Source organism: Acidisphaera sp. S103 (assembly GCF_009765975.1).
In the GTDB taxonomy this organism is placed as follows: Bacteria; Pseudomonadota; Alphaproteobacteria; order Acetobacterales; family Acetobacteraceae; genus Rhodopila.
Genome location: NZ_LMUJ01000051.1, coordinates 184,603 through 198,478 on the forward strand (window position 1 = coordinate 184,603; position 13,876 = coordinate 198,478).

Sequence of the window (13,876 nt, forward strand, 5' to 3'; positions counted from 1 at the left end):
CGTAAGAGGTTCGAAATCTTAAGAAACTGGAAGACTGGATCAGGCTAGCTGAGCCTACGTGTCTTCCGGCGAACAAAACCGAGCCCGGCGACGCCAACCGCGAGAAGGCTCGCGGATAGTGGCTCGGGCACGGTTGTGAAACTGACTGTGGCGGTCGACATCGTCAGACTGCCGGTTGTGATCGAGGCTCCATTCGTTTCGATATCAGTGCTTAGCACACTCTCGGAACTGACCGGCGTGAAGGCGACCGATTGCAGTGTTGGTGAAGTGGCAAGACTTGTTTTGGCGCCCGGACCACTTGGATTGCTGATCGTGCCTTCAGTGACGGTCATTTTGTTGGCAAAAGCCGAATTGCCCGCACTCTCCGATCCACTGACATTGACCGAGGTGGCATCGATCGATTTGCCGGCATAGGTAGCTGTTATCGATCCGAAGGAGAGATCGGAAATCTGACCCGCTCCGACGGTTTCCAACGGTTCGGCGGTGGATCCTGAAAACGACGAAAACACCAGCGACAGCGTGCTGCCGGAAATGGAGGGCGTCACCTCATCCGTGCCTGAACACGCGCTGGCGGTCCCGCCGGCGGGGAGAACGTCGCAATTGCTGAGCGTAATGGACCACGACCCGTCGGTTATCGTTGTCGTGGATTGTAACACAGTCGCGCCGGCCGTCTGAGCCTTCGCGGGGATCGCGATGGTCAGCACAATGGCAGCAGCCCCGACGGCTAACTTCAACTGTCTGTTCACACCAAACTCCGCCCCAAGATGGTCTCAAGGCGACACAATTAACGCATCGCCACAATGATTAGATCGCAACATATCAATAGAAAGATGATATGTAAATTGTCTATGTGATTTTCTAATTCTTTGGATGAATCTGTCCAAATTATGGTATGACAGAGACGGAGCGTTGAAAGTGTTCTGTAACTATTGTAATCTAATGAGATTTTGCATTCGCGGGTGTGTCTCGCCCGCTTGTGCCTGTCACGCCGTAATCCTTCACGGTGACGGCGGCACGTGCCTTGCGCGAAATTTCCGCATCGGCCTGTCGTGTCAGTGACGCGACGATCTGTTCTCGCACCGAGTCCAACGGGGGTGCCGGCGTTTGCTGCCGGCCCTCGACCTGGATAACAAACCAGAGTCCGTTGCTTCGCACGGGGTACGCCGTTGTCTGGCCCGGCGACAGTGCGAACGCGACCGCACCGATCTCGGGCGTCAGGAGGTCGCGCCTGGTATAGTTGATCTCGCCACCGTCGAGGTTGGATGGGTCCCGGCTTTCGTCACGCGCGAGCTTGGCGAAATCGGCGCCGTTCCGCAGTGCGGTCAGCACATCGTTCGCGGCCGACTCGGTGGTGGTGGCGATAACGCGGAACCGTACTTCATCCGGGCCCGGCTTGCCGGCGAATATGGCGTCGTATCGATCCTTGATCGCTTTTTCGGTGATCAGTTCCGGCAGGATGCGCTGGACCATCGCCCCGGCCAGTGCGTGATCGGTTGCTTCGCCGATGTGCCGTTGTGCCACCGCGTCCTTGTCGACACCCAACTCCCTCGCCTTTATCGCCAGGGCTCGTTGTTGGATCAGATCGTCCAGCGCGGCCTTGTAGACGACAGTCTCGGGCAGCGCGGCCAGTTGGGGCGGGAGGTCGCGTAGACGGTCCGCCACCATGCCGAGGGTAATGGGTGTCCCGTTCACATCCGCCACGATCGTGCCGGACGATTTGTCGAACTGATCGGCGAGTTGGACCAGGCTGTTGACGGCGGGAACCGGTGGTTGTGCTTCCGGTTTGCCAGAGGGGGTGGCAGAGGGCGGGCCGGACAGCACGGTTTGGGCGAATGCGGCGGAGCGCATTGGAGTTGTCAGTGCCGAGGCGCACATCAAGGCAACTGCGATTCGCCACGGCGTGTGTCGGTGGGGCGGGCGAAGAATGGGACCACGCGATTCGACGCGAACGGGCATCGGTAAACATCCCCGATTGGCTAGATTCCAGGTTTATTAGGCGCGGAATGTTCGTTGAAGGCGGTTTGCACCGCCGATGGGCGGAATCGCTAGGCCGCGATGCGTTTCTGCCGCGTCGAACGCTTCGACCGGCGGTGGACGACGACTAAACCGGTCAAGGCGGTTCCGAACAGCGCGATCGAAGCGGGTTCCGGGGCCTGGTAGGTGACGCTGGTCAGCGTGATCAGACCCTGGTTTCCGGCGGACAACTCCGTGCTGACTTTCAGATCGATGCCCAAATATAACGACGGGCTGCTTGTCGCTGTGTTGAAGGCGGCGAAACTTGCTGTATCGGTCAGATTGGTGAGATTGGTCGTTAAATTAAAGTTGGGGTTTGTCAAGTTCGAACTGACTGCGGCGCTGACTTCACCGGCTGCCGCGCTGTTGCCGCTGTTGCCGCTGCCAGCAAGCGTGTCGGTGAAGGATGTCAAGGCAATGCCCGGCGTGCTGGAGGTGATTGTTAAATCGAACGTTATGTCACTGACGGTCTGCGCCCCCGTGCCAGCGAGGCTGAGCAAATTCGCGCCTGGCGTGGAATCAAGCACTTCCATGGTGGTCGAGCGGCCTGTGCCGGACGTTTCGAGTTCGGCACCCGTTGGCCCGCAACTACTTTGTGACACGCCTGACAACGCATAGGCGCAGTTCGAAATCGTGTAGGTCAATCCGTTGGCTGTTGTAAGGGAATTGCCATTCGCCAATGCGACGGTCGTCTGAGCCGACGCGCCATGGCTCACGCCAATCGCGGCCAGGACCGCCAAGCTTAGGACCTGATATTTCCAGCTCGATCTCAAAGGTCAGCCCTCAACTGCAGCCCGCACGCCTTTTAGGGCGAAATCACCGCGAGACGATGATGTATCATAATTAAATTGCGACGTAAATAGACGCGCATGTATCTTTTATAATAAAATTACGTAAAAATAGATCGCTTATCGAATCGTGAGACTGGCAACGTCAGTTGGCGCCGCCGCTCGAGACCTCTTTTCCGTTAATGCTGTATTCCCGCACTGTTGCGTCTGCCAGCGCCTTGGTCACCACGTCACCCACGCCCTCACGCAGCATCTCTTGTATCAGTCGGCCCCTTACTTCCGCGAAAGTCGGCGTGCCGACGCGCTTCCGGTCCTCGACCTTGACGATGAACCAGGACCCGGCGCTGTGTACCGGATAGGGTGCGAACTGACTTGGTTGCAGGGAGAAGGCGACCGCGCCTACCTCCGGGTTCAATCCATCCAACCGCGCGTAGCCCAGATCGCCGCCCACGGACGCCGTGGTATCCAGGCTCGACTTCTTGGCCAGCGTCGCGAAATCGGTCCCTGCTTTCAGTTCGGCGATCAGCGCCGTCGCCGCGTCCTCGGTCGGGACCATGATGACCCGGACATGCACTTCCTCCGGTCCGGGCTTGCCGGCGATTTCCTTGTTATAACGGTCCAGCAGCTTCTGCTCGGTGATCGTGCGCGAAATCTCCTGATGCAGCAGGGCATCCGCCATCACCTGGTCGCCCGCGGCCTTGACCTTGCGCCGGACGGCCGGATCCTCATCCAACGCCTGCTGTTGTGCCCGGATGACGAGGGCCTGCTGACGTACAAGCTTCGCCAGCACGCTTGGGTATAGTTCGGCGAACGGCAGCGCGGACACGCTTGCGGGCAATTCCTTGATGGCGTCCCCTACGTCGCCCAGGGTCACCGTGCGTCCGTCAACCTCTGCCACCACCGTGCCGGCGCTTTTTTCCGCCGCGTGGGTCGTGTCGTATACCGGCGTCTGGGTGTCGAAGATCGGCTTCTTCAGGTCGCCCGGGGCCAAGGGGGATGGATCCGGGGCCGGGGCGAGTTGCGCCTGGACCGCAGTGCCGCCCACCACCGAGCCGATAAACGGGATTAGCGCCAAAAGCAGCCATCGCTTGCGTGGAGACATATCTATCCATTTGAAATCATTGACCTGCCGCCGTCCATAGCACAGTCCGGCCCGGCAACGCGACAACACTGTTCCGCGGCAAGGATTATCCCTGCCGCCGGGCGTTCGGTTGCTGGAGGCTACGGCGACTCGAGGTGGGCTATCCCTGGGCGCGACGAAAAAAGCGACGCCGGGCGGCGGTCAAACCGATAAGACCGGTCGCGAACAGGGCTACCGAGGCAGGCTCCGGCACCGGCTCGAAAAGCAGCGCCACGTTGGTAAGCGTCAGCGTGTCGCCGGCCGTTCCGCTGCCGGTACTATCAAGTAGCTGGTCGTCGAACGAGAATGAGCTGAGCGAATTGGTGAAATTCACTGTGGTCGAGGGTGTGGACAGATTTGATGTCGCCGATGTGGGGCTGACATTGGTCAGGGGGTTGCCGAAGGAACTGAGCGTGGATGAAACCAGACTTTTGTCGGAGGTGTCGGTTGATACCGCCAGTGAACCGTTTACTATATTCGTAACGGATGAAATACCGTTACTTCCTGCTATCTGACCGACAGTAATACCCAGGGTATTCCCATCCTGCGCGCCGCGCGCGGCGCCGCTGAAAATGGCTGAAGCGGGCGGATCACCTTCAATCTCGATCTCTGATCCGTTATCGTTCGCAATCCCGAGCAAAGCGAGGCCACCACATGCGGAGGTGCAGGAAAAGCTGAACGTTGCATCATCAAATTCATAGGTGGTGCCGGCGACGATCTGTGTGGCGGTCGAGGTGGACAGCGGAACGGTCTGGGCGCCTGCAGGTCCAGCCACGCCGAGTATCGCGAGCAGCACTAATCCCGAGCTGGCGAACTTCCAAACGTTTGTCATATGTCCCCGCAAACCCGGATCAACCCATGTCCGCCCGTCCATCGGCGTGCAAAAGAATGGCAGAGCCACTCACTGATGTAAAGTCCAACGATTGTGACTAAAAGCCAATTTATAAAATTTCTGTATTTCTCCGGCATGAAACCAATTTGCAACCTTTGCTGTATGATAGATTTGTTACCTGCGGAACATTCGCCGATATTGGTCTGAAATCGATATGATAAACCGCAAGGTGTCGGCTGATGCGGCGGTCAGGCCTGGACCGCCACCGTCCGCCCTTGAACGGCCGACGCGGCCACGGCCTCAAACACGGCCACGCCGTGCATGATCTGCCGCAACGGTGTCGGGAATGGCTGTCCGCCCGCGATGCTGGCCGCGAATGCCTCCAATTCGGCCGTCAGCATGTTGAAGCCGGTGGTTTCGGTCACTTCCGGCGTGCCGGCGCTGAAGTGCCCGCTGTCCCCCACCGGGACCAGCCGGAACGTCGTCATCTGATGCCCTAGCACCTCGGCGAAACCCTTGGTGCCGTAGACCGCCATCCGGTAGTGCGGCGTCGCGGCGGTCGAGCAGAAGATGTGCCCGGATGCACCGTTTTCGAAGCGCAGCAAGACATCCGTGGTGTCGTCGGCCAGCGGCGCGGCGCGTCTGGCGACCTCGGCGTAAACCTGGCGAACCGAACCGAACAGGTCGATCATGCCGTCAACCAGATGCACGCCGATCGCAGTCATCGCCCCCGCCGGGGCTTCGTCCGGCCGAACGCGCCAGGCATCGGCTTCCATCGCGATGCCGTGAAGGGCCGTCTGCTCGGCGCTGATCGTCACCAGGGTACCCAAGCGACCGCTGGTCACGGCGTCCCGCAGCAAGCCCATCGAGGGGTGGAAGCGCCGGTTGAACCCGACCGCCAGCACGACGCCTGCCTTGTCCGCCGCCGCCTTTGCCTGGATGGCTGTGGCGAGCGACAGGCTGAACGGCTTTTCCACGAAGACATGCTTGCCGGCACCGGCGGCGCGAATCACCTGTTCGGGGTGCTGGGTATGCGGCGTCGCGAACACGACGGCGTCGATGTCCCTGTCGGCCAGGATGGCGTCCAGCGAGTCGACCCAGCACAGGCCGGCATTCGTGCAGAAGCCGGCGGCCGTCGTTCGGGTGCGCGTATTGGCGGTCGTGAACCGAATCGCCTCACTGGTGCGCACGCAGTTGACCAGGTTCTGGCCCCACCGGCCGAGTCCGACGATCGCCGCGCGTATCATTTGTTTCCCCCGTCGATTTCGTCCAGCAATGCGGCAACGAAGTCCCGCATTGTCCGGGTTCGCGCGTCGGCCAGTGCCTGACCTGCTTTGGTCTGGAAATTTCCCGCAACCCTGAACAGTTTCGCACCGAAGTGGTCTAATGCGAAGTGCCGATCGTCCAGGTCCCGGTGGACCGCTTGCGGATCGTCGGGGTTGTAAAGACCCGATCCCATCCGGCCGGCCACGTAGAAGCAACGGGCGATGCCGATCGCACCGATCGCGTCCAGCCGGTCGGCGTCCTGCACGATGCGGGCCTCCACTGTTTCCGGGGCGATGCCGGCGGAGAAACTATGGGCCTCGATCGCATGTGCCGCGGCGTCGATCCGTTCGGTGTCCCAGCCCATGTCCGCCAGGACGACACGAGCGCGGGCGGCCGCCAGCCGGGACGCCATCGCGCGTTGCGGCGAATTCTTTTCCACGGCCACGCAGTCGTGCAGAATGACCGCCGCCGTCAGCACGGTCCGGTCGCACCCGGACTCCTGTTCGGCAATGGATGCCGCGTTCTGCCAGACGCGCAGCAGGTGGGACCGGTCGTGCGACCCGTCGTCGCCTTCGGTGCCGAGGACGGCCAGCAAGCGTTCCGCTAATTCCGCCTGATCCCCGAAAATTGCCGCAATCGCACCCATACATCCGTTCCCGCCCGTCAAGGAGACGCACCATGCCGACCCGCCGCCGCATCCTGCAAGCCGCTGCCGTGTTGGCCTTGCCTTCGGTGGCGCGAGGCCAAGGGGCACACGTGCTGAAGGTGGTGCCGCAGGCGGATCTGGCGGTGCTCGATCCGGTATGGACGACGTCCTACCAGACCCGCGATCACGGATTCCTGGTGTTCGATACGTTGTTCGGGTTGGATTCGAACTTTCGGGCGTCACCGCAGATGGCGGATGGGGTGGTGACCGAAGCGGACGGCAAAACCTGGCGGATCACCCTGCGCGACGGACTGACGTTTCATGACGGCAGCAAGGTCCTGGCCCGCGACGCCGCTGCCTCGATCCGGCGCTGGGGCGCCAGGGATGGGTTCGGGCAATCGCTGCTGGCGGCGTGCGACGAGATCGCGGCGCCGGACGACAAGACGATCGTGTTCCGCCTGAAGCGGCCGTTTCCGCTGCTGCCGGATGCGCTGGCCAAGGCGTCGCCGAGCATGTGTCCGATCATGCCGGAACGTCTGGCTCGCATTGATCCGTTCACTCAAGTAACGGAAATGGTCGGCAGCGGGCCATACCGCTACAAAGCGGACGAACGGGTGGCGGGCGATCGCGTGGTCTATGAGCGCAACGACGCCTATGTGCCCCGTTCGGATGGGACGTCAGACGGCACCGCGGGGCCCAAGGTCGCGCATTTCGACCGGGTCGAGTGGCATATCATCCCGGATTCCGCGACCGTCGCGGCGGCGATGCAGCAGCAGGAGATCGACTGGTGGCTGATCCCCGACGCCGATCTGTTGCCGCTGCTGCACCGGCAGACCCATACCACGGTGGAAACGGTCTGGCCGACGGGGTTCATCGCGACGATGCGCTTCAACCAATTGATCCCACCGTTCGATAATCCGGCGATCCGCCGTGCCATCATCGGGGCGGTGTCGCAGCCGGACTACATGATTGGCATGGTCGGCACCGATCCGGCGCTATGGCGCGACCAGGTCGGATATTTTTGTCCGAACACGCCGATGGCGAGCAGCGCGGGGATGGAGGCGCTGACCAGCCGGCGCGATCTGGGCGCGGTTCGGAAGGCGCTGGCCGACGCCGGCTACAAAGGCGAGACCGTGGTGGTGCTGACGCCGACCGACATCGCCTCGGCCAAGGCGCTGGCGGAGATCACGGCGGATATGCTGCGCAAGCTGGGCATGACGGTCGAGGCGCCGGCGACGGACTGGGCGACGCTGGTGCAGCGGCGGGTGAAGACCGATCCTGTGGAGAAGGGCGGGTGGAGCATCTATCACACAAGCTGGGCCGGTCTGGACATGATCAATCCCGCCGGCCACCCGTTCCTGCGCGGCAACGGTCGCGCCGCCGGTCCGGGATGGCCCAGCAGTTCGGCCATCGAGGCCCTGCGCGACGAATGGTTCACCGCGCCCGACCTGGCCGCGCAGCAATCCGTCGCGCGCCGGATACAGCTTCAGGCGTTCACGGACGTTCCTTACATTCCACTGGGGCAGTATTTCGCGCCCACCGCGTACCAGTCGAATTTGACTGGCATCCTGAAGGGGAATCCGGTGTTCTGGAACGTGCGGCGGACGTGACCGGGCGATTGGCCTCCGATCAGTTCGTCGCGGCGATCGCCTCATTGATGCGGGCCTGGATGTCGGGGGAAATCTTCATCTCCAGCGCTACCTTTGTCTGGTCGGCCATCATCAGCTTGCGCACCGCCTCCAGTTCTTCGGGCGGAACGTAGGCGAGCTTGACCCCCTTGGCCTTGAGTTCCTGTTCTGCCCGCTGCTGGTCGGTCGCCAGGTTCGTCCGGTAGATGCCGATGTTTGCCGCCCATAGATCGGTGACCAGGGTCTTCATCGCCGGGCTCAGCGTATTCCAGAACGAATCGCTGATCATCGGGATGTAATCGCCCATGGTCTGGTGGTCGATCAGCCCGTAGCGCAGCCCGGCATCCCACAGTTTGGCGCTGGCGCAGCTTTCGTTGGTGCTTTGCAGGGCGTCGAACGTTCCCTGCGACAGGGCCAGCGGCACATCCGGCCATGCCGTCATGTTCGGGACCGCGCCGAAGAACCGTGCCCGCCACGGCTGTGCGAACCCGCCGGAGTTGCGGATCTTCAGGCCTTTCAAATCCGCCAGCGTGGTCAGTGGCTTACGGGTGCCGTACCAGTTGGTGTATCCCAGGTCGATCCATCGTCCGGGGATCATGACCCGCAGCTTTTTACTGACCTGAGCGTTCACGAGATCACCGGGGATGCCGTCGATGGCGCGGTGTGTGGTCTCGACTGGTTGGCCGTAGAAGATGGGCAGTTGGGCGAAATCGGCCTCCGGCACGTAGGCGGACACCAGCCAGGTGCCGGGCGCGGCCATCTCGACCTGCCCGAGCACCATGGCCTTGATGACGTCCCGATCGGCGAAGAGCTGGCCGCTGTCGAAAAGCTTCGGCGCGATCTCGCCCTGCGAAGCGGCTTCCAGCTTCTTCAGGAAGTCGGCGATCGACCGGGTGCGGCCATGGGTGGACGTGGTATCGACCGACACCCGCATCTGGATCGGATTGGCCCGCGCCGTCCGGATGAACGGCGCGGCAAGCGCCGAACCCAGAAGGATCCGGCGCCCAACCATTGTGCTCATGCCCGGCTGGTCGAAGCGGGGGCGGTGAGGTCGCGTGCGTTGATCGACTGGATCGCCGACAGACGCTTGAACAACACATCCGCCGGGATCGGTGAATCGCCCGCATCCAGGCAATCGGCGAATTTCTCGAAGATCTGCTGGTCGGTCAGCGGCCGTGACGGATGGCCGGTGGCTCGTGCGACCGGCTGACCTTCGAGGGTGCGGCCATTGGCCAGTTTCACCGAGACCTGGTCGTGCGGGGCCGCGCCGGGCAGTTCAGGATCGTAGGCGGAGGTTGTGACGACCTCCACCTTCTTCATCAGCGCCTGGATGTCGGGGCGCTGGACGAAATCGTCGGTCAGTTCCCGCAGGCCGACGCGCTGGGCGACGATGCCGCTGGCCATGCAGAACTCGATGCTGAACTTCGCGGCCAGGCCGGTGTCGGGCTGATGATTGCGCAGCACGGTGGCGAAATAGTCGCTGATGTTGACGGTGATCTTCTCGACGTCATCGACTTTGATCGGGCTGGCCTTGACCAGATCCAGGATGCCGTCGATGGCTCGGTGGGTGCAGTAGCAGGTGGGGTATTTCTTGATGCCCAGGCCCTGGGTCAGGATCGCCCATTCGGTGCCGGCCTTGCTGTCGCTGGCGCGATCCTCTGTGCCGGTAGGGGAGATCGCGTGCAGGAACCCCTGCGGATGCTCCAGCGCGTCGGTGTTGGCGGTGAAGCCGGCTTCCGCGAGACGTGCCGCCATAATGCCGGCGTGGGCGGCTTTGCCGGCGTGGAAGGGCTTGGTCATCGTGCCGAAATTCGACATCAGTCCGGCGGACTGGGAGGCACCCAGGGCGATGGCGATGGCGGATTTCTCGGCGTCGAGCTTCCGCAGTTTGGCGCAGGCCGCGGCGGCGCCGACCGCGCCGTACAGGCCGGTGGGGTGCCAGCCCTTCTGATGCAGCAGGCCGCTATCGCGGCGGAACAGTTCGGCCCAGGTCTCGTATCCCGCCACGTAGGCGGTGATCATGTCGGCGCCCGACGATCCCAGATGTTCGGCTTCGGCCAGGATCGCTGGCACCAGGACGGTGCTGGGATGGCCACGCAGGGCCACGTCGTCGTAGTCCAGCGCATGGGCGGCGGTGCCGTTGATCCAGGCGGCTTCCGGGGCAGGGGCCTTGCGGTCGCCGAACGTCAGGGTGGCGGGGCCGTCTCCGGGGGCGAGGGTTTCGGTCATGATCCGCACGCTGTCTTCGTTGCGGCCGGCGATCATGGTACCGATGGTGTCGATGAAACCCATGCGGGCGATACGTGCGGCTTCTTCCGGCAGGCGATTGGGTGACAAATCGGCGACGAACTGGCCCACCGATCGGGTCAGCGGCAATGATGTCGACGTCATGGACGGTTCCTCCGGGTTCGGACGGCAGCTTCAGGCAGGCTGTCGGGGCGCCCGATATTCCCCCGATCGGCCGGAACGTCAACCGGCACGCCGGAGGTGACGGGCGATCACCTCAAGGCGACGTGACCATTGCGAAAAGTGCCGCCGGACCCATTTTGTCGAAGGGAAACCGCGTGGCTGGAGAAATCCCGTGGGGCCCTCTGACAGACAAGCGCCATCACTGAAAAACGGGAGGTTGTATGCTTCGACGTTCATTGGCTCTCGCCAGCATCGCTGTGCTCATCGCCGGGACCGCTTCGGCGGCAACCCAGAAATTCACCGCGACACTCACGGCCCAGGCGGAGGTGCCGCCCACCAACTCCACCGGGTCGGGGACGGCGACGGTGTCGCTGGATACCACGACGCATGAGATCACCTACGACGTGACCTTCAGTGGCTTCGCCAGCGCGGTCGCCGCGGCGCATATCCACGGGCCCGCCGCGGCCGGCAAGAACGCGGGCGTCGTCGTGCCGCTGGGTAATAGCCCGACCAGCCCGATCCATGGCACTGCCAAGCTGACCGCCGAACAGCAGCAGCAACTGGTGGCTGGCGAGTACTATGTGAACGTGCACACCAAGAACCACCCCGGCGGGGCCATTCGAGGTCAGTTGGCGGCGGCGCAATAGGCCGGACGCGTTCGAGGTGGCGGCCATGAGTCCGGCCGTCACCGACAGCGTGAGGCGACCCGACGCGTGGCCGATGGGTCAATCGTCCGTTGAAGCAGCCTGCAGCAGCGCGACGATCATGGTGTTGACCGGCGTCGCGATACTGTGCCGGCGGCCAAGGCGCGCGACCGCGCCGTTGCGGGCATCGATCTCGATCCGCCGTCCCGCCAACCGATCGGCGTGCAGGGAGTTGATCGCGTCCGCCGGTCCGTCCCGGTAGCGCTGCACCACCGTTTCCACCCAATCGTCGTCCAGGATCGCACCCTCCGCTCGGCCCACGGCGATGCACTCCCGCACCAACGATCGCATGATGTCCGCGATCGGTTCCCGCGCGGCGATGCCGGCGGGCTTCAGTACCAGCGCCGACACGGCGCCCGCACAGTTCAGCGCGAGCTTGCGCCAGGCATGCGAACGAAAATCCGGGGTTGTCGTGACTGTCAGGCCGGCGCTGTCGAACAATCCCATGAACGCCTGACCGTTGGCATCGTCCGGGACCGTCAGCAGGCCGTCGCGGCGTTGCCGGACGCGGCCAGGTGCGGCGCGTTCCGCCGGCAGATCGATCACCACGGGGACGAGCGCGGATACCGGGACGACGGAGCAAAACCGCTCTATGTGCTCGACGCCGTTTTGCAGCACCGCGATGCGTGTTCCTGGCCTGCTGAGTCGCGGCAGCCAAAGCGCCGTGGCGGCGACGTCGTACGCTTTTGTGGCGATCAGGACCCAATCGACCGGGTTGGCCTGTTCAGGTGAAATCAGCACCTTGGGTGTCGCGGTGATCAGGCCGTGCGGGGTGTCGATCACCAGGCAGTCGAACGGTGTCCGAACGCAGACTGTCACTGTGTTGGCCGGATTTTGCGCAAGCCAGGCGGCGACTGTTCCGCCGATCGCACCCGGGCCGATTACCGCGATAGTGGGCATCTTCTATGACGGTATCTGGGTGCGATCGGCACGGAACCTCCTAGCCCTTTGCCGTCGAGCGCTGAATGGCGTCGACGATCAGCGCCTTTGCCTCGGCGGCGTCACCCCAGCCGTCGACCTTGACCCATTTGCCGGGTTCCAGGTCCTTGTAGTGCTCGAAAAAATGCTGGATCTGTTCCAGCGTAATCGCCGGCAGGTCGGTGTAGTTGTGCACGTTCTTGTAGCGTTGGGTCAGCTTCGGCGACGGCACGGCGATGATCTTTTCGTCTCCACCGCTTTCGTCCGTCATTTTCAGAACACCGACGGGGCGGACGTTGATCACCGCGCCCGGCACGATCGGGCGGGTGTTGGCCACCAGCACGTCGATCGGGTCGCCGTCATCCGATAACGTGTGCGGCACGAAGCCATAGTTTCCGGGATACCGCATCGGCGTGTAGAGGAAGCGATCCACCACCAGCGTGCCGGCTTCCTTGTCCATCTCGTACTTGATGGGTTCGCCGCCGATGGCGACTTCGATGATGACGTTGACGTCCTCCGGCGGGTTCTTGCCGATGGCGATGGCATCGATGCGCATGCGTGTTCTCTCCTTCGATCGTGTCGCCGGCCTGGCAGGGCAGGCGGCAGGGATTCGGCCAGGCGCACGTCTGGGCGACGCGACGCACAAAGCACGTCTTGGCGACGCGACGCCACAAAGATAGCAGATGTGTGGGCCGCGATCAGCTTTGCTTGAAACGCCAGCCCATGGCGTCCAGCCGCTGACGCGAGGCGACCAGGTCGGGCAGCGTGTTTTGGCTGATCGCCTCGATCACCACGCCCTGTGTGTAGCCGATATCCGTCAGGGCATCTCGGATCGCGCTGAAGTCGATGGCGCCGGTGCCGATGGGATCGTGGCGCCACTGACCGGGCGGGGCGTCCGACAGGTGAACCAGCTTGATGCGTTCGGCCAGCGTGCGGATGCCCCGCGCCGGGTCTTCGCCGATCGCGGCGGCGTTGGTCACGTCGTAGAGGACATCGACGTTGCCGTAGTCCTCCGCGTCCAGGAACGCCTTGGCCGCCGGGGCGTCGGACAGCAGCATGCCGGGAATGTTCTCCAGCAGCAGGCGGACGCCGCGCGGTTGCGCGGCCTTGGCGAGGTGTTCGAGCGCGCCGCGGTAGATGCCCAACAGCCGGTCGTCCGGTGGTGGCAGCAGCCCGTGCTTGCGGCCGGAATTGATCGTCAGCCAGCGTGCGCCAAGTTCCGATGCCACATCGAGGACCTTGAGGTAGGCGGAGACCGAGAAATCCACCACCGCCGCGTTCACGCTCGCCAAATTCGTCTCGCTGCTGGGTAGATCGACCGCCAGGATCGAGCCGCCGATCCGGTCCACGGTGCGCCGCATGGCGGCCAGCATGGTGCGATCCGAGGCCCAGGGATCGAGATGGGGTGAGCCGGCGAGATACTGGAAATCCCGAAACCCTGCCGCCGCGAGATCTTCGGTCGCCTGCGCCGCGTTGCGGTCCCAGATAAAACCGAACGTGTGGACTCCTAGAAATTCCATTTGTGCCCTTGTCGTCTATCGCGGGCCGTGTT

At 63.1% G+C, this 13,876-nt stretch carries 14 protein-coding genes; 2 read left to right on the forward strand and 12 right to left on the reverse strand.

Annotated elements, in window-relative coordinates:
* Nucleotides 1-44: 44 nt before the first annotated feature.
* The 7 genes from GSQ89_RS15305 to GSQ89_RS15335 all read right to left on the reverse strand — a co-directional run bounded on the left by GSQ89_RS15305 (nucleotide 45) and on the right by GSQ89_RS15335 (nucleotide 6,665).
* Entirely contained in the window at nucleotides 45-746 is a 702-nt protein-coding gene (locus tag GSQ89_RS15305; RefSeq protein WP_158926623.1) for a PEP-CTERM sorting domain-containing protein, read from the reverse strand.
* A 190-nt stretch (nucleotides 747-936) separates the two neighbouring features.
* On the reverse strand, nucleotides 937-1,848 hold the full coding sequence (locus GSQ89_RS15310; protein WP_158926625.1) for a peptidyl-prolyl cis-trans isomerase: 912 nt from the start codon (nucleotides 1,846-1,848) through the stop codon (nucleotides 937-939).
* Between the two features lie 197 nt (nucleotides 1,849-2,045).
* Nucleotides 2,046-2,753 carry a PEP-CTERM sorting domain-containing protein gene (locus tag GSQ89_RS15315; protein ID WP_158926627.1) on the reverse strand — a complete coding sequence of 236 codons (708 nt, stop codon included), beginning with the start codon at nucleotides 2,751-2,753 and terminating at the stop codon, nucleotides 2,046-2,048.
* A 193-nt stretch (nucleotides 2,754-2,946) separates the two neighbouring features.
* On the reverse strand, nucleotides 2,947-3,903 hold the full coding sequence (locus GSQ89_RS15320) for a peptidylprolyl isomerase (protein ID WP_158926629.1): 957 nt from the start codon (nucleotides 3,901-3,903) through the stop codon (nucleotides 2,947-2,949).
* Nucleotides 3,904-4,042: 139 nt separating this feature from the next.
* Nucleotides 4,043-4,753, reverse strand: coding sequence for a PEP-CTERM sorting domain-containing protein (locus GSQ89_RS15325; RefSeq protein WP_158926631.1), 711 nt, complete (start codon nucleotides 4,751-4,753; stop codon nucleotides 4,043-4,045).
* 248 nt (nucleotides 4,754-5,001) lie between these two features.
* A complete protein-coding gene (locus GSQ89_RS15330; RefSeq protein ID WP_158926633.1) occupies nucleotides 5,002-6,000 on the reverse strand; it encodes a Gfo/Idh/MocA family protein in 999 nt (332 codons plus the stop codon).
* Complete coding sequence (locus GSQ89_RS15335; RefSeq protein WP_158926635.1) at nucleotides 5,997-6,665, reverse strand: HD domain-containing protein; 669 nt, start codon at nucleotides 6,663-6,665, stop codon at nucleotides 5,997-5,999. The genes GSQ89_RS15330 and GSQ89_RS15335 overlap by 4 nt, the downstream gene beginning before the upstream one ends.
* 32 nt (nucleotides 6,666-6,697) lie before the next feature.
* Here GSQ89_RS15335 and GSQ89_RS15340 point away from each other — a divergent pair, with 32 nt between their 5' ends.
* Nucleotides 6,698-8,275 carry an ABC transporter substrate-binding protein gene (locus tag GSQ89_RS15340; RefSeq protein ID WP_158926637.1) on the forward strand — a complete coding sequence of 526 codons (1,578 nt, stop codon included), beginning with the start codon at nucleotides 6,698-6,700 and terminating at the stop codon, nucleotides 8,273-8,275.
* A gap of 19 nt (nucleotides 8,276-8,294) precedes the next feature.
* On the opposite strand, the gene dctP is transcribed toward GSQ89_RS15340, so the two are convergent.
* A complete protein-coding gene (dctP, locus tag GSQ89_RS15345; RefSeq protein ID WP_158926639.1) occupies nucleotides 8,295-9,314 on the reverse strand; it encodes a TRAP transporter substrate-binding protein DctP in 1,020 nt (339 codons plus the stop codon).
* Complete coding sequence (locus GSQ89_RS15350) at nucleotides 9,311-10,684, reverse strand: MmgE/PrpD family protein (RefSeq protein WP_158926641.1); 1,374 nt, start codon at nucleotides 10,682-10,684, stop codon at nucleotides 9,311-9,313. The genes dctP and GSQ89_RS15350 overlap by 4 nt, the downstream gene beginning before the upstream one ends.
* 239 nt (nucleotides 10,685-10,923) lie before the next feature.
* Here GSQ89_RS15350 and GSQ89_RS15355 point away from each other — a divergent pair, with 239 nt between their 5' ends.
* Nucleotides 10,924-11,349: a CHRD domain-containing protein gene (locus tag GSQ89_RS15355; protein ID WP_158926643.1), complete on the forward strand. Its 426-nt coding sequence runs from the start codon at nucleotides 10,924-10,926 to the stop codon at nucleotides 11,347-11,349.
* Nucleotides 11,350-11,427: 78 nt separating this feature from the next.
* Here the strand turns inward: GSQ89_RS15355 and GSQ89_RS15360 are convergent, their stop codons facing one another.
* From GSQ89_RS15360 to GSQ89_RS15370, 3 genes are all read right to left on the reverse strand, one after another.
* Entirely contained in the window at nucleotides 11,428-12,306 is an 879-nt protein-coding gene (locus GSQ89_RS15360; RefSeq protein ID WP_158926645.1) for a 2-dehydropantoate 2-reductase, read from the reverse strand.
* Between the two features lie 40 nt (nucleotides 12,307-12,346).
* A complete protein-coding gene (gene ppa / locus GSQ89_RS15365; protein WP_158926647.1) occupies nucleotides 12,347-12,880 on the reverse strand; it encodes an inorganic diphosphatase in 534 nt (177 codons plus the stop codon).
* A 142-nt stretch (nucleotides 12,881-13,022) separates the two neighbouring features.
* Nucleotides 13,023-13,844, reverse strand: a complete 822-nt coding sequence (locus GSQ89_RS15370) for a sugar phosphate isomerase/epimerase (RefSeq protein WP_158926649.1) — start codon at nucleotides 13,842-13,844, stop codon at nucleotides 13,023-13,025.
* Between the last annotated feature and the right edge of the window lie 32 nt (nucleotides 13,845-13,876).